This window comes from Gilliamella sp. wkB7, from assembly GCF_001693435.1.
In the GTDB taxonomy this organism is placed as follows: Bacteria; Pseudomonadota; Gammaproteobacteria; order Enterobacterales; family Orbaceae; genus Gilliamella; species Gilliamella apicola_N.
Genome location: NZ_CM004509.1, coordinates 2,835,101 through 2,851,944 on the forward strand (window position 1 = coordinate 2,835,101; position 16,844 = coordinate 2,851,944).

16 protein-coding genes are annotated in these 16,844 nt (G+C 32.6%); 11 read left to right on the forward strand and 5 right to left on the reverse strand.

The annotated features are described in order from the left end of the window. The first annotated feature begins 138 nt into the window (after positions 1-138). Positions 139-747, forward strand: a complete 609-nt coding sequence (gene ruvA, locus A9G17_RS12500; RefSeq protein ID WP_065739000.1) for a Holliday junction branch migration protein RuvA — start codon at positions 139-141, stop codon at positions 745-747. A gap of 13 nt (positions 748-760) precedes the next feature. After that, the gene (gene ruvB, locus A9G17_RS12505) at positions 761-1,765 is read left to right on the forward strand and encodes a Holliday junction branch migration DNA helicase RuvB (RefSeq protein ID WP_065739001.1); all 1,005 of its coding nucleotides are present in this window, start codon (positions 761-763) and stop codon (positions 1,763-1,765) included. 75 nt (positions 1,766-1,840) lie between these two features. Here ruvB and cysK read toward each other — a convergent pair whose 3' ends face one another. Beyond that, the gene (cysK, locus tag A9G17_RS12510) at positions 1,841-2,806 is read right to left on the reverse strand and encodes a cysteine synthase A (RefSeq protein WP_065739002.1); all 966 of its coding nucleotides are present in this window, start codon (positions 2,804-2,806) and stop codon (positions 1,841-1,843) included. A 334-nt stretch (positions 2,807-3,140) separates the two neighbouring features. Between cysK and A9G17_RS12515 the strand changes: the two genes are divergently transcribed. Together A9G17_RS12515 and A9G17_RS12520 are read left to right on the forward strand one after the other, a co-directional pair. Further along, complete coding sequence (locus A9G17_RS12515; RefSeq protein ID WP_065739003.1) at positions 3,141-3,785, forward strand: SMI1/KNR4 family protein; 645 nt, start codon at positions 3,141-3,143, stop codon at positions 3,783-3,785. Positions 3,786-3,819: 34 nt separating this feature from the next. After that, a complete protein-coding gene (locus tag A9G17_RS12520) occupies positions 3,820-4,278 on the forward strand; it encodes a hypothetical protein (protein ID WP_065739004.1) in 459 nt (152 codons plus the stop codon). A 266-nt stretch (positions 4,279-4,544) separates the two neighbouring features. Here A9G17_RS12520 and priC read toward each other — a convergent pair whose 3' ends face one another. After that, positions 4,545-5,051 carry a primosomal replication protein PriC gene (priC, locus tag A9G17_RS12525; RefSeq protein ID WP_176714275.1) on the reverse strand — a complete coding sequence of 169 codons (507 nt, stop codon included), beginning with the start codon at positions 5,049-5,051 and terminating at the stop codon, positions 4,545-4,547. Positions 5,052-5,064: 13 nt separating this feature from the next. After that, on the reverse strand, positions 5,065-5,517 hold the full coding sequence (gene yfbV, locus A9G17_RS12530) for a terminus macrodomain insulation protein YfbV (protein ID WP_065739006.1): 453 nt from the start codon (positions 5,515-5,517) through the stop codon (positions 5,065-5,067). Between the two features lie 195 nt (positions 5,518-5,712). Between yfbV and A9G17_RS12535 the strand changes: the two genes are divergently transcribed. From A9G17_RS12535 to A9G17_RS12555, 5 genes are all read left to right on the forward strand, one after another. Then, entirely contained in the window at positions 5,713-6,918 is a 1,206-nt protein-coding gene (locus A9G17_RS12535) for an acetate kinase (RefSeq protein ID WP_065739007.1), read from the forward strand. A gap of 65 nt (positions 6,919-6,983) precedes the next feature. Beyond that, positions 6,984-9,134: a phosphate acetyltransferase gene (gene pta / locus A9G17_RS12540; protein WP_065739008.1), complete on the forward strand. Its 2,151-nt coding sequence runs from the start codon at positions 6,984-6,986 to the stop codon at positions 9,132-9,134. Between the two features lie 372 nt (positions 9,135-9,506). Then, a complete protein-coding gene (locus tag A9G17_RS12545) occupies positions 9,507-9,983 on the forward strand; it encodes a toxin-activating lysine-acyltransferase (RefSeq protein WP_065739009.1) in 477 nt (158 codons plus the stop codon). An 850-nt stretch (positions 9,984-10,833) separates the two neighbouring features. Continuing rightward, positions 10,834-12,417 (forward strand): glutamine-hydrolyzing GMP synthase, encoded by a 1,584-nt coding sequence (guaA, locus tag A9G17_RS12550; RefSeq protein WP_065739010.1) that lies wholly within the window; start codon positions 10,834-10,836, stop codon positions 12,415-12,417. Positions 12,418-12,635: 218 nt separating this feature from the next. Then, positions 12,636-13,982, forward strand: coding sequence for a hypothetical protein (locus A9G17_RS12555; protein ID WP_065739011.1), 1,347 nt, complete (start codon positions 12,636-12,638; stop codon positions 13,980-13,982). Positions 13,983-14,020: 38 nt separating this feature from the next. On the opposite strand, the gene A9G17_RS12560 is transcribed toward A9G17_RS12555, so the two are convergent. Further along, positions 14,021-14,824: a hypothetical protein gene (locus A9G17_RS12560; RefSeq protein ID WP_065739012.1), complete on the reverse strand. Its 804-nt coding sequence runs from the start codon at positions 14,822-14,824 to the stop codon at positions 14,021-14,023. Positions 14,825-15,055: 231 nt separating this feature from the next. Beyond that, positions 15,056-15,427, reverse strand: coding sequence for an EthD domain-containing protein (locus A9G17_RS12565; protein ID WP_065739013.1), 372 nt, complete (start codon positions 15,425-15,427; stop codon positions 15,056-15,058). 75 nt (positions 15,428-15,502) lie between these two features. Between A9G17_RS12565 and A9G17_RS12570 the strand changes: the two genes are divergently transcribed. Then, on the forward strand, positions 15,503-15,847 hold the full coding sequence (locus A9G17_RS12570) for a MerR family transcriptional regulator (RefSeq protein ID WP_065739014.1): 345 nt from the start codon (positions 15,503-15,505) through the stop codon (positions 15,845-15,847). Between the two features lie 331 nt (positions 15,848-16,178). Further along, positions 16,179-16,703, forward strand: a complete 525-nt coding sequence (locus A9G17_RS12575; RefSeq protein ID WP_081301771.1) for a low molecular weight protein arginine phosphatase — start codon at positions 16,179-16,181, stop codon at positions 16,701-16,703. Positions 16,704-16,844 lie beyond the last annotated feature (141 nt).

Below are 16,844 nucleotides of genomic sequence, written 5' to 3' on the forward strand. Positions count from 1 at the left end.
GGTAAACTAACGACCACTTACTTTCAAATTAATTGTTACTCTTGATCGTCAAATAAAAATTAATGATTAAATAATGAATATGTTATTTACAAGAGCCGTCAATTATTTCAACCAACAGTAAATTATTAAGGATAAATTGTGATAGGTCGTCTACGTGGAACCATTATTGAAAAGCAACCACCTAAAGTTTTGATTGAAGTGGGTGGCGTCGGCTATGAGGTTTTTATGCCGATGACCTGTTTTTATGAACTTCCTGACAATGGGCAAGAAGTTATTGTATTAACTCATTTTGCGGTGCGGGAAGATGCACAAATATTATATGGCTTTAATCAAGAACAAGAGCGAGAATTGTTTCGTGAACTGATTAAGGTCAATGGCGTAGGCCCTAAATTAGCGTTGGCAATTTTGTCTGGAATGTCTGCACAACAATTTATTAGTGCAGTTGAGCAGGGTGAAATCAAAACGTTAGTCAAATTGCCAGGTGTCGGCAATAAAACAGCAGAACGTTTGATTGTGGAAATGAAAGATCGCCTTAAACGTTTTGCTGAGCAGCTCTCACCGATGAGTACAGTTATCGAAACCAGCAGCGTTAAAAAATCATCCAACCAAATTGAAAGCGAAGCTGTATCGGCACTCATTGCATTAGGTTATAAACCACAAGAAGCCAGTCGAATTATCAATAAAGTTATGTTACCAGATATGGATTGTGAAACGCTTATTCGCGAAGCATTAAAATCAGCATTATAAATAGGGATTTACTATGATTGAAGCGGATCGCTTGATTGCTCCTCAAGCCAAAAAGGAAGAAGAATCACTGGATCGTGCTATTCGTCCTAAAAGTTTGGACGAATATATTGGGCAAGAACAAGTACGTGAACAGATGAAAATTTTTATTCAAGCTGCCAAGCAACGTAGTGACGCACTTGATCATGTGTTGATTTTTGGTCCACCCGGACTAGGTAAAACAACCTTAGCTAATATTGTTGCTAACGAAATGAACGTTAATTTACGTACCACCTCTGGCCCTGTATTAGAAAAGGCTGGTGATTTAGCTGCAATGCTAACCAATTTAGAGCCTAACGATGTACTATTTATTGATGAAATCCATCGTCTTTCACCTGTAGTAGAAGAGATTTTATATCCAGCCATGGAAGACTATCAGCTTGATATTATGATAGGAGAGGGTCCTGCAGCACGTTCAATTAAAATCGATTTACCTCCATTTACACTTATTGGCGCAACAACACGAGCAGGTTCGTTAACATCGCCATTACGCGATCGTTTTGGTATTGTGCAACGCCTTGAGTTTTATCGGGTTGAGGATTTGGAATATATCGTTAGTCGTAGTGCTAAATTTTTAGGTATGGACTTATCTGATGAAGGTGCATATTTGATTGCCAAACGTTCACGTGGAACGCCTCGAATTGCTAATCGTTTATTGCGTCGCGTGCGTGATTATGCTGATGTAAAATCAAAAGGTGTGATTGATCAAAAAATTGCTGCCCAAGCACTCGATATGTTAGATGTGGATAACGAAGGTTTTGATTATATGGACCGTAAACTATTACTCACCATTATTGAAAAGTTTATGGGTGGGCCTGTAGGACTTGATAACATTGCAGCTGCCATAGGTGAGGAACGTGAAACAATCGAAGATGTACTCGAACCGTTTTTGATTCAACAAGGTTATATTCAAAGAACGCCTAGAGGTCGAATTGCGACACCACATGCTTATCGGCATTTTGGTATTATTCAAGATGAATAATTACGTTTTTCAGAAGTAAAAAGGTAAAAAAAGCGCGACTCAAACTCAGTCGCGCTTTTTGTTTCGAGGTTTGGTTTAACCAAGTTCTTTTTCAGTAAAAATACCACTAAACAAATCCGTACTAAGGTAACGTTCACCTGATGAAGGTAAGATTACCACAATGGTTTTATTCGCATTTTCGGGTAATTTTGCTAAACGATCAGCTGCATAAACGGCTGCACCAGATGATATACCTGCTAATATACCCTCTTTTTCCATTAATTCTCGCGCAGTTTCAATGGATTGTTCATTTGTCACTTTTTCAACTATATCAATCAAGCTTAAGTCTAAATTTCCTGGAATAAACCCAGCGCCAATACCTTGAATTTTGTGTGGTCCTGGTTTAATTGGCTCACCTGCTAGGGCTTGGCTAATAACTGGAGATGTAGCCGGTTCAACAGCCACTGCTGTTATGTTTTTGCTTTGAGTCTTTTTAATATAACGAACTGTACCTGTAAAAGTACCTCCAGTACCTACACCAGCGATAAAAATATCTACTTGGCCATCCGTATCGTTCCAAATTTCTGGTCCAGTGGTTTTTTCGTGAATTTCTGGGTTGGCTGGGTTACTAAATTGTTGCAGCATGATGTTTTTTTGAGGATTACTTGCAACAATCTCTTCGGCTTTTTCAATTGCACCTTTCATGCCTTTTGCAGCTTCAGTCAAAATTAGATTAGCACCTAAAGCTTTAAGTAATTTTCGACGTTCTATACTCATACTTTCTGGCATGGTTAAGGTTAGTTTATAACCTCGTGCTGCAGCGACTGCTGCAAGAGCAATACCTGTATTACCACTAGTAGGTTCGATTAATTCAACATCTGATGTTAATAACCCGCGTTTTTCTGCATCCCAAATCATATTTGATGCAATACGACATTTAACACTAAAACTAGGATTGCGAGATTCCACTTTGGCTAAAATATTACCGTTACCAAAATGTTTTAAACGAACTAGAGGCGTGTGACCGATGGTTTGTGAATTATCATCAAATATTTTACTCATTAAATAATCCTTATAAATAACTTTAAAGGGAATAGCGTTTTAATAATCGCTGACGATAACAATATTATAAAGGTAACTTAAAAAGATGATACTAAATAATAATTATAACAATATTCGTTTTTGATATAAGAAAGATGTAATTTTATTGATAACTAAAAATGTGCCAATAAAATAGTACACAATTGAAGTTAATATAATTTGATATCATTCCAGTACAAAAATTCAGAATTATTTGATAAATTATTGACTTTTAATGAAGCAAAACTATAAAACAAATAGTGTTAGGTTGGCAGTAAATTAGTTTTTATTTATGGATGGTATTTAAGGAAATCGAATGTTTGAATCAAAATATGCTGTGCCAAGAAATATTGATAAGCTTATTTCTAAATTAAAAATTACGACAGATTCTCATAATTCTTATATTAAATTTTTAAAGAAATATAATGTCATTGCTTTTGATGAGGATGTGTTTGATTATTCCATTGACTGTCAAGGTGAATCACTTCCGCTTGAAGTAATGTTCGGATTCTCTAAGAAACGAGATCGGGAAGATGTAATTGCTAATAACTGGATGTATTTAAATAGAATCCCTAAACGGTCCATTGCTATAGCATCTTTAAATTTCGGAGATTTACTTTGTTTGTATCCAAATGGCAAAGTTTATCATTGGGATCATGAAGTTAATGATCTTTATTTTGATATGACAGTCAGAAATGGTTATTTAGAGCAGAATCTAGATTTAAAGCTTGTCGCTAATTCCTTTGATGAGTTTTTAACAAAAATTATTAAAACCGAAATCGAAGGTTTTGATCCTAATGTTCCTTATTCTGATGATTATATAGATTTTTTGATGAACGATTCTAAATACTTTTTTATGTCTTCGAAAAAAATAATTCAGGTGAGTTTAAAAAAATTAGAACTTTCTGAAAAAGGACGTGAGTTGATAGCGAAATTTAAAAGAGAAGGGCTTATAAGATAAAAAAGGGATAATTTCATTAAAAAGGCTCATCCAAATGATAGATTTTAATGCAGATATAATAAGCTACAAATCTTTGGGTAATATTGAGATTGGTCGTGATGTGGAATTTTATGCAGACGAATTATATGAAAATTTTGATGTTGAAGAAAGAATATGGGAAAAACCATATAATTCAAATGAAGTTGGATACGAACTAAAATATTTGTACTCCTTGAATAATGGAACGATAACTATTTCTACAAATAGTAATGGTCGAATTGAAGAGCTATGGTGTAATCAAAATTATAAAGGAAAATATAGAAATAAATATAAAAATGAATTATATGCTGGCATTACAATGGGAGAACTGCTTAATTTAACAAAAAAACAGCTTATTTTTTGGGGTGAACTTATTCTTGATGACGACTATGGTATGGCTATTACACTTCCTTCTCCATGGGATGAACTAGATGACTATTTTTTAAGATATTCCATAAGATTTAACGCTAAATGAGATTTATGTTGGTAATCGTGATTGTCATCGGACAGTATATAAAAAAAGAGAAGAAAAAAATGTGGAAAGCAAGACGAGGTAGATAATAATACAGATATAATAAGCTCAAAATTTATAAGAAATATTGATTTTTAATGTAATTTCAAGCTCTATTTTATTGAATATTATAATTTTATTGTAATGAAACAAATCTTTTAAGTACCCAGATTTCCATCGAGACAGATGTCATAAGTTGTATTAAAAAAGAGCAGATGTAAGTAAATAATTTAATCCAAGCTATCATTTTCCATTTCTAATTCAATTTTTTTTATCGCTTGTTCACAGCGATAGATTCGATTATCTAATGTAGCAACTTTAATATGATCAATTGACTCTGATGAAAATTCAAATTCATATTTCATATCTTGTAATCGCCTTAGATAATCCAAATGTCTCGAGTGTTTTTCTGCAAGTGTTTCCAGAATAACATAGTCTGTTGGCTGTTTACGTAAATATCCAGTAGCAAGCTCACGGGTAAGGGCGGTGATTTGATCAATAAGCTTTTCCGAAAAAAATTCAATTTGTGTCAATTTTTGAGAGAGTACCGCATCACAAAATGCTTGATAAGTCTGTTTTATTTTATCAAGATAGAACTGGTTATTAGACTCGATTTTGCTTGTGTTAAACAAATGTTCATCAAAATAATGTTCTTGAAAAGATTGTTGTTCTGTTAAATTGATCTCTTGTTCAAGTGCATTTATTTGATTTTTTAATTTTTCCAAAAAATTTTGCATGAATAAATCTTCATTATTGGTTAGATGTATCATCATCTTGTCCAAAATAATTGCCTAAATGAATTTTAGATAAGTTTATAAGTTGCATAAATGATTCAAAAGTTAATTTTTCATTTGGGTTTGCGTTAATATCTAATACCTTCTTCTCGATGAGTTGTAATTTGATTCGGTTATAGCAATCCACTAAATTAAGGGGTAAAGGTGATTGCGAACGTCTACCCAACCAAACTATACCTTGTAATGGTAAGCTCAAGGCAAACAAAATAGTTAAGATTGTTACTGCAAGCTGCGCAGGCATATAATATTGCCATACAATCAGGCCGACAATGATTGGTGGCAAATATTTTGTTATGGTTTTTATGTGGTTAATGATTTTTAATTCAGGAAATGAATGCATCAATTGCTGATCAGTCGGACAAAGCTTCATATACCTTTGTCCAGCCTTAAATGTATTAACTAAATTCATCTTGTTGGGATTCCTCGACATTCACTTCTTATTGTCTTAAAATAATGTCATTCAAATTGGAGACTCTCTCTATTTTATCTCAAAAAGCAAGATATCAGAAGTCACCTTAACGTAGTCACATCGATTTTAAAATCATGTGTTGAGTTACCAATTTTGATTGGTATATATCTTTTTATTCAATTTATAGGAATTACTATGTCATCAAGTAATAACGCTCTTGTTCTTAATTGCGGAAGTTCTTCATTAAAATTTGCCATTATTAACCCTGAAAATGGTGATGAGTTTTTATCTGGGTTAGCTGAATGTTTTAATCTTCCTGATGCACGTATTAAGTGGAAACTTGATGGTGTTAAGAACGAAGCTTCTTTAGGTGCTGGCGCTGCTCATAGTGAAGCAATCAGATTTATTGTTAATAGCATCTTCCCTCAAAAACCAGAATTATTAGATAGTATTAAATCTATTGGACACCGTATCGTTCACGGTGGTGAAAAATATACTCAATCTGTCGTAATCGATGATTCAGTATTAAAAGGTATTGAAGAAGCTGCAGCATTTGCACCTTTACATAATCCTGCGCATTTAATCGGTATTCGTGAAGCTTTTGCAGAGTTCCCTCATCTAAAAACTAAAAATGTTGCCGTATTTGATACTGCATTCCATACAACTATGCCGAAAGAAGCTTATTTGTATGCTATTCCTAACGAACTTTATACAAAACACGGTATTCGTCGTTATGGTGCACACGGTACTAGTCACTATTATGTTAGCCGTGAAGCTGCAAGATTATTGAATAAACCAGTAGAAGAAACAAATGTAATCACTTGTCATTTAGGTAATGGTGCATCAATTACTGCTGTTAAAAACGGTAAATGCGTTGAGACTTCAATGGGCTTAACTCCACTTGAAGGTTTAGTAATGGGTACACGTAGTGGTGATATCGATCCTGCTATCATGTTCTTCTTACACGATAACTTAAATATGTCAGTTGCTGATATTAATAATCTTTTAAATAAAAAATCTGGTTTATTAGGTTTAACAGGTGTAAGTAGCGATTGCCGTTATGTAACTGACAACTATGGCAAAGATGAAAATGCAACAAATGCTTTAGATGTCTTTGTTCACCGTTTAGTTAAATACATTGGTGGTTATGCAATGCTTTTAGACGGTCGTTTAGATGCAATCGTATTTACTGGTGGTATTGGTGAAAATTCTGAAGAAGTTCGTCGTATGGCATTACAAAAATTAAGTATTCTAGGTTTTGAACTTGATCAAGAACGTAACCTTGCTGCACGTTTTGGCAAAGGTGGTACAATTACTAAAGACGGTTCTGCCGTTGCAATGGTGATTCCAACCAATGAAGAACTTGTTATTGCTCAGGATGCTGCGCGTCTAACTGCTTAATAAACGATTAAAACCGCCGAAATGGCGGTTTGTTTTTACATAAAAGAATTAAGAGGAAAATAATTATGTCTCGTACTATTATGCTAATTCCAACCGGAACCAATGTAGGGTTAACAGGTGTGAGTCTTGGTGTTATTCGAGCTATGGAGCGTCAAGGTATTAACTTAAACGTTTTTAAACCAGTTGCGCAGCCAAGAGAGGGGGGGGATGCTCCTGACAATACCACGACTTTAGTTAGTAATAACACAACAATTCCCGTTTTAAAACCACTTAAAATGAGCCATGTTGAGAACCTATTAGGTTTAAATCAACAAGATGTATTAATGGAAGAAATTGTTGCCCTTTATGCTGAAAATACTAAAGGTGCTGATGTTGTATTAGTTGAAGGTATTGTTCCAACTGCTGATTATCCGTTTGCCAATGAATTAAATAATAACATCGCTAAAACGCTTGGCGCTGAAATAGTCTTTGTTGTTAATATGGGTAAAGACACACCAGAACAATTAAAAGATCGCATTGAAATTGCCCGTTCTAATTTTGGTGGCGTTAAAAATGAAAAAATCGTGGGTGTCATTGTTAATAAAGTAAATGCACCTGTAGAAGAGCAATCTCTTGCTCGTCCAGATGTTGCAGAAATTTACCATACTCATAAATTTGATGGTGAAAAAATCACAATTGAAGATTTAAATCGTCATAGCCCAATTCCTGTTCTTGGTTGTATTCCTTGGAATATTGATTTAAGTGCTTGCCGTGCAATTGATATCGCTAAACATTTTGATGCCAAAATCATTAATGAAGGTTCAATTCAAAGCCGTCGTATTAAACATATCTCATTCTGCTCGCGCAGCGTGCAAAATATCATTAGTCATTTGCAACCAAATGCATTACTTGTGACTTCGGCTGACCGTTCTGATGTATTAGTAACAATCAGTTTAGCTGCTATGAATGGTGTAGCAATTGGTGGTGTATTGTTAACTGGCGGTTATGAAATTGATGAAAAAATCTATAAATTATGCCAACCAGCCTTTGATACAGGCTTACCTGTATTTACTGTTAAAACAAATACATTCCAAACTTCAATTAATTTACAACAATTCAATTTAGAAATTCCGGTTGATGACAAAGAACGTATGGATAATACACAAAACTTTGTTGCTGACCATATTGATGCAAATTGGATCAAATCATTAAATGAAGTGGTGAATTCAACTCGTCGTTTATCACCTCCTGCTTTCCGTTATCAGCTAACGGAGCTTGCACGTAATGCGAAAAAAGTGGTAGTTTTACCGGAAGGTGATGAACCAAGAACAATTAAAGCTGCAGCAATTTGTGCAGAGCGTAATATTGCAAAATGTGTACTTATTGGTAATCCTGATGAAGTTCGCAAAGTAGCAGCGTCTCAAGGCGTTACATTAGGTGCTGGCGTTGAAATTGTTGATCCAGAAAATATCCGGGAAAAATATGTACCGCGCTTAGTTGAATTACGTAAAAATAAAGGTATGACTGAAGTTATTGCACGTGAGCAATTAGCTGACAATGTTGTACTTGGTACAATGATGCTTGAAGCTAATGAGGTTGATGGTTTAGTATCAGGTGCAGTCCATACCACTGCGAATACCATTCGCCCACCGCTACAATTAATTAAAACTGCTCCAGGTAGTTCACTTGTTTCGTCTGTCTTCTTTATGTTAATGCCAGACCAAGTTTATATCTATGGTGACTGTGCAATCAATCCAGATCCGAACGCACAAGAACTTGCAGAAATTGCTATTCAATCAGCCGATACAGCAATTGCCTTTGGTATTGAACCACGTGTTGCGATGATCTCATATTCAACAGGTAGTTCTGGTCAAGGTGCTGATGTTGAAAAAGTGAAAGAAGCGACTCGTATTGCTCAAGAAAAACGCCCAGATCTAATGATTGATGGTCCATTACAATATGATGCAGCGGTTATGCCTGATGTGGCTAAATCTAAAGCACCAAATTCACAAGTAGCGGGTAGAGCAACCGTGTTTATCTTCCCTGATTTAAATACTGGTAATACCACATATAAAGCAGTACAACGTTCTGCTGATCTTGTATCAATTGGTCCAATGTTACAAGGTATGCGTAAACCTGTTAATGACTTGTCTCGTGGTGCATTAGTTGACGATATCGTTTATACTATTGCATTAACAGCTATTCAATCAGCGCAAGAGCAAAATGCTGGTAAATAGTTTATATTGATGTTTCAATTTGTGAGAGGTTATTCAATAACCTCTCATTTCAACCAATCTATAACGTTTTGTCCTTTATAAAAACAAAAATAGTTAAAAATAATGTTTGTTATATATTGTTTATAGCTGTTATTGCGTTTAAATTCATTACATTTAAGAATAATTTATTTAGTTTAATTTATTTTTAGTTTTAAGCTAATTCTATTTTCAGTGATCTAATTAAATAGTTATTTTTTGTATTTGCTCATTTCATTCATTTTTAAATGACTAAACAAGTAATGTTTATGTCAGTAATTCTAATTTACTACATAAAAATAACTCTTATCTTTTAATAAATTGGTTTTAAATTAATGTTATTAGAGGTAAAACGAAATGAACAGTTCTAATCAAAACTTAATCCAAATCATTGCACCAAATATTTATCAAGATACTGCGTGGAATGAATCCGAAGTATTAGGCTATACCATGTGGTTATGGAATAGAAATCCTAATTATCGAAATGCGGCGATAAGTTCAGCATTAGAAGCATTACTTCCTATCATCAAGTCTAAAAACTTTATTTTATTGATTAAAAATAATAGACCATTAGGGTACCTCAATTGGGCTTATTTGAATAAGGAAGAAGAATGGCAATATTTAAATAAAATGAAAAGTTATCTCAATTTTGTCCAATGCAACGAAAAGGATGAAACGAAAAGGCTATGGCTTTTATCTTTTTTTTGCCCATTTGGATTAAATGAAGTTTTACTCATGAAATCAATATGTAAAAAAGTATTGAAAAATAATCTTTGTTTTTTTGGTTATCACAAGTCAAAAGCAAAACCTGTTATTAAAACAGTTCAATGTTAGGGTATATAAGCAAAGAATTTCGAATCACATATCCAAAAAAATTAATATTATTATTGGTGCGGGCATTGTTTGTTCTGAATTGGTAAGACGTATTACTCAAGAAATAATAACAGTTTTAATTTTGTTGATTTAACCTTTTACTTATATTGCACAAAAGTGCTTATGGATTCTGTTGAGTGTGACAAAATATAATGGTAATAACAATACTGCTTGCTACAGTAACTCAAAGTCTCATGCAAGTTTTTATATCTTAACTCAAAGCAAATTGCATGAGTAACTTATCATAATTAGGATAAATTTTGACAGCTGGCTATGATTTATAGCGTCGCCAATGTTTGGATTAATTTTATAAAATCTAGTCACGTAGATATAAGTAAATACCAATTTGAAAAATATAATAATACTGGGGGAATTGGTAGGAACTGAAACACTCATAATTAAAGATACTTATTTATAGAATGATGCATGTTTTGAACATGATCTTGTCAATACTATACCAGAAGGTATCGAAATAATATTAGGATTTAACAAAATGGTAATTGTTGTTTCAAATAAAAAGCAAACAATAAACTAACATCCTAATTAATATATATCTAATGAAATTATATTTACTGTATATATATTTCAATTATTCAGATATTTTATTTTAAATATTGATCAGTGAGTAAGCCTGCAAATCCCTCAGCCATGTTTCACCTTAATTGCAAGTTTTATTTCCCTAATTTGCTAAATATATTTTTTATGAATATTTATTACATAAAAAATACTGATACGCTATTTAAGCATAATGATTAGATGATACAATACCAAGCAATTTTTATATTGGCTTATATTTTAGGAATTGAAATTGATGAATAAAGACATCCACCAACAGCGTATATTGATTTTGGATTTTGGTTCACAAGTAACGCAATTAATTGCTCGAAGAGTTCGTGAAATCGGTGTGTATTGTGAACTTTGGCCATGGGATGTTTCGGAAGAAAAAATTAAACAATTTAATCCTAAAGGCATCATTTTATCAGGTGGCCCTGAAAGTACCACCGAACAAAATAGCCCAAGAGCGCCTGAATATGTATTTAACGCTGGCGTGCCTGTGTTAGGTATCTGCTACGGTATGCAAACTATGGCAATCCAAGTAGGTCAGGGCGGACAAGTTACTGCATCTAATCAACGTGAGTTTGGTTATGCTAAAGTTGATATTGTTGCAAAATCCAAATTAACCGAAGGTATTTTAGATAGCACAAGTGATGCGGGGTTTGAGCAACTTGATGTTTGGATGAGTCATGGCGATAAAGTTACTTCATTACCCGATACGTTTACTTTAATTGGGCAAACAGAAACATGTCCATTTGCCATTATGGCTAACGATGAAAAACAGTTTTATGGCGTGCAGTTTCATCCAGAGGTAACGCATACTGTTAAGGGATTAGAGTTATTGCAACGTTTTGTAATTGATATTTGCCAATGTGAAAAATTATGGACACCTTCCTCTATTATCACGGATGCAGTTGCTCGTATTAAAGAAAAAGTTGGCAAAGATAAAGTATTATTAGGTCTTTCTGGTGGCGTTGATTCATCTGTTACCGCATTATTATTACATCAAGCTATTGGGGATCAGTTAACTTGTGTCTTTGTTGATCATGGTTTACTGCGTTTAAATGAAGCAAAGCAAGTAATGGAGATGTTTGGTGATAAATTTGGTTTAAATATTATTGCTGTTAATGCAGAAAACCGTTTTATGGCTGCATTAAAAGGCGAAACCGATCCAGAAGCTAAACGTAAAATTATTGGTCGTGAATTTATTGCCGTTTTTGATGAAGAAGCAGCAAAATTAAAAGATGTCAAATGGCTTGCTCAAGGAACCATCTATCCTGATGTTATTGAATCCGCTGCTGCTGACACAGGTAAAGCTCATGTCATCAAATCTCACCATAATGTGGGTGGTTTACCTGAAGATATGAAAATGGGCTTAGTTGAACCATTACGTGAATTATTCAAAGACGAGGTACGTAAAGTCGGTCTGGAGCTCGGTTTACCTTACGATATGCTTTATCGCCATCCATTCCCGGGACCGGGTTTAGGTGTTCGGGTATTGGGTGAGGTAAAAAAAGAGTATTGTGATTTATTAAGACAAGCCGATGCGATTTTTATCGAAGAACTTTACAAAGCCGATTTATATCACAAAGTTAGCCAAGCATTTACCGTATTTTTACCAGTACGCTCGGTTGGTGTCATGGGCGATGGACGCAGATATGATTGGGTTGTCTCACTGCGTGCTGTTGAAACAATCGACTTCATGACCGCCCACTGGGCTCATCTTCCATACGACTTTTTAGGAAGGGTATCGAACCGCATTATCAATGAAGTAAATGGCATATCACGAGTTGTATACGACATAAGCGGAAAACCACCTGCGACTATAGAGTGGGAGTAAAGATTTTTTTAGTTGTTAATTATAATTAGTGTATGTAAAAGCCAGTGATATTAGTTATATCACTGGCTTTTTTAATTATCTAATTTAGTATTGCTTATTTTTTTACAAATTTATATTATTATTTTATTAAATTCTAGCAGAAGTTAGATCCTTTTTTAGAATTAATTAGGAATTAGTTTTTTATATTATAGAAGAAATTATAAACATGGTGAAGCACAATGGATGATACATGGTTTTTTAGATTAATTTCTTTTGTTGAAAGGAAAGGTTGTATAATTCTTCAGTTTGATTCCGAGATGGTTGAAAGGGCATCATTATCTAAACATGGCCTTAATGAGTTTACCAAAACTTACCCTCATGATTTAACTCAAAAAATATCACCGCCATTAGTTTGTTTTATTTTATACCAACCACTTGAATCATGCAAAACCCAATTAAATATAGGTGTACTGAGTTCAAATGCTGCAATTTCAACGTTTGAAAGTAGAATTAAGTATAAAAATGGCAAAAAATTATTTAGTAGCTTAAAAGATCTGTTATATGAGAATTACGATTTGGCTTTGAGTGAAATATTATCAATAAAGAAACAAGTCACTTATGTAAAACCAAATCTTAGCGTGAAATTAATAGAGTTGTTGAGTAGTTTTACTAGTAATCATAATTCTTTACAATATATATCTGAATCTCTCAATACTCCAACAAAATACAGTAATAATTCAGCCTTGCAAGAGGATGCAATTCAAACAGCATTAAGAGCATTTGGTATTAATAACAATGAATTTGCTTTAGATATCACTTTGATGGAAGATAAATCTACAGGATTGCTTAGATTAAAGGATAAAAGCGATTTAATATCAGAAAACTTCGGAGATCCTGAATTAAAACTTTTGAAACCTACTAGATTTATTGAAGATAATGCCATTACTAAAGATGTTTACTCCTTATTATCGAAGTATTCTTTAGAAATAAATTCACTAACAGGTAAAGCATTATTTGAAAAAAATGGTGAGTATCTAGAAATTTACACCGCAAATAGAACAACTTTGGAACAAGCATTAGGTGTTGATTTAATTTATATTAATTTAACTCAAAAAAACACGGTCATGGTGCAATATAAAATGTTAGAACAAAATGAGAATTCAACACAAAGAGATTGGATTTATTATCCTAATGAAAAAATGAGGGATGAACTTACTCGAATGCGACTTTTTAATCAATGTTTAGGACCTGATACTAATGAATATCGTCTTAATAAAAGTGCATTTTACCTTAAATTTGTAAAACGTGATGCCGCATTAAAAAATGGATCTATTATTCTTCCACTAGACCATTATGAAAAAATTGTAGATAGTTCAAGAGCAAGAGGTCCCAGAAAAGGAGTAAGAATTAGTTACAATCAACTAAAAGGGCAATATTTAAGGCAAGGCCCTTTTTTAGGGTTAATTCAATCAGGGTATATTGGAAGTTATAGCAAAACGACTGGAGCATTGAGAACGATAATTAATGAAATAATTGATGATAATAGATCTGTCATTACGGCAATTCAGCGGCAAGCAAAAGCATAACTTTTATGATAATTATATAGATTAAAATACAAAATAATTCATCGTTGTCCTGTCAAATTAGCAATAGCAGCTTGTAAAACTTGCCAGCTGATTTTAGCTGTATAATTATCAGGATTAAATTTTTGAGCTAATTGTTGTCTTGGATGAATATAGTTTCTAAAGTCTCTCAGTGTGTGTCCATATTTCTTTATATCTAGAGAAATAAGCCCTATTTCATAAGCAACATCTATAAGCTGCGCTAATGACCAATCGTGAAATTGAAGAACTATACCTGTATTTTTATCTTTAGCCGCGCAATTTGCTTGATTAAATAATTTAGGGTTTTTGCCTGCTACGTCAAGTAATATACCCTCTAAGGTACTACCACATAAAAAAATTGCAGCTAAAGGTGCATTATTAATAGTGTATTTAATTTCATGGAGTCGTTGTTTTATGACTGTTTCAAAACTAGTGTCTAAATTTAGTTTGCTAATGTTAATTGAAGAATAATCTATATTTAAAAATTCTTTTTCTGTTTTTTCATTACTAGGTTTGTTAAGTAATCTATTAATAATAGCTTGTACTGCTTTTTTATTTTCATCAGATACTATTTCTGTAGTACAAGCGTATTCTAAAAGAGCCTCAAGTAATTTACCTGTAGTTTGATCATCTTCTAACTCCCAAAATGAGCGTAATCGATTTATTTTAGAATTACCATTGAAGTTATATTTTTCAGTATAAATATCTATACCATTTTCTTGGAAAAAATTAGAAAAAGTTCGATTACTGAAATTTAAAACATAACCTCCGCGATTAAAAAGTTTTTCTAGTATGTTTTTTTCATGTATTTTAAGTGATGACATTCAAAATATCTCTATAATATAACAAAGAATTCCTAATATTATGGCATAGCTCATTTTTATATACACTATAAAATACTATACTATTAATCATATATACAATTATACATTTAATTTAAAACTCTTAAGACTTAATGAGGATAAAAGCCATTCATTTCAGAATGGCTTTTTTAATTAGAATAAAATTATCATCATTTAAAATGATAACAACGAATTATAGTAAAGCATGTGAATTTAAAAAATCGTTCGTTCCGTAGCATACCAGATTAACGATTGTGAATGATCGACAAACTGGTTTTCATCATCCAATAATAGTTGTATAGCTTTTTTTGCTTCAGGCGAAGTTCTGATATTTAGCATCTTTTCTTTACTTTGCCACCAAATTTCTGCCATTCCATCAAAATCAAAAATGGGCGCACCTCTACTATTGCGCATAGCATTTCCCGGTTTTTTATCTTGTAATGGTACGCTTTGGACATAATGAAGAATTCCCAGTGCTTCTTTTTGTGAATTAACTAAAGTTGCATGATGGTTACGCCAATAATTATCAAATTCTTGATAACTTAATGTCTTTTTGCGTTTAACTAGCGTTATTAATTTAATCATTTAATACCTCCGTTTAAAAATAATCTAATCATATGATAAAGTATGACATTGCTGTAAGAGTCAATAGGAGGTGATATGAAAATTGGTGAATTATCAAAATTAAGTCAGATCAGTGTTAGAATGCTTAGATATTATGAAGAAGAAGGACTTCTTTCACCAAAACGCACAGTTTCAGGTTATCGTCAGTTTGAAATAGAGGACATTGAAAGAGTTAAACTAATTCATAAGTTAAATAATGCAGGATTAACATTAAAAGTGATTCGTAAGATCCTCCCTTGTTGGCAAAATCAGAGAAAAAAATTTTCTCCATGTGAAGAATTTAAAATGGGGTTGAATGAAACTTTGTTAAAACTAGATGAACAAATTCAACTTTTACAGCAAAGTCGTAATCGTTTATTAACCTTATTAGAAGAAAATTAAGATTCATTTTCACCGCCTGAATAGGTTGTTAATAGCAAAATGCTAAAATAAAGTAGGTAATTACATTATTGATACTTATAACAAAAGAAAATATTACATTTACAAAAAATCTAACTAATTTTTTACTTTCAAATAAGATTATATGTATCAATGATCATTCTCAATATTAATTTTAAAAGATAAGTAGTATTTTTTGAAAAGTCTTATTCAATAAGGTTTTTGGATGTAATAGGTTCATACATTTGACGACTTAAAAGTAAAATTAATTAGCTTTTAGATCTATCTTTGATATCATTAAATTTAATAACTAGTTAATTATGAAGGCAATATAATGTTTAATCTTAAAAAATATTTACTTGGTTTATTAGTGCTGTTTAGTGCTTCTTGTTTTTCGCTTGATCGTGTTGTCATGTTTGTTTGTACAGGTAATACTGGACGTAGCCCCATGGCAGAAGCTTTAGCTAAAGATTATGTGAAAAAACATAATTTAAATATTTCAGTTCAATCACGTGGTGTGAATGTTGATCCTAATGAAATCAATCCAGAAGAAGGTACCGTTAAAGTATTAAAAGATAGAAACATTGACATTTCTTCGCATAAAGCAACTCAATTAGTCAAAGAAGATATTGATTCATCAGATTATTTATTAACAATGACACAAAACCATAAAGATCGTATTTTAAGCAAATACCCAGAAGCTGAAGGGAAAGTATATACATTGGCTGAATTTGCAACAGGAAAAAATGAAGATCTTTCTGATCCTTATAAAATGCCAATATCTGCTTATATCAAAGTTGAAAATCAATTAGATAAATTTTTACCATTAGCGCTTGATAAAATTGCAAAAGAGGAATAGTTCATAAATTAAATTTAGTTTTGCCAGTTTATAAATACCCAGAGATTTTTTACTTAATGATTATTGAATTAAATCTTTGGGTGTTATTAAAGCAACTTAATAAAGCTAAGAAATATTAGTTTACGTCACTTTGTTAGTTTA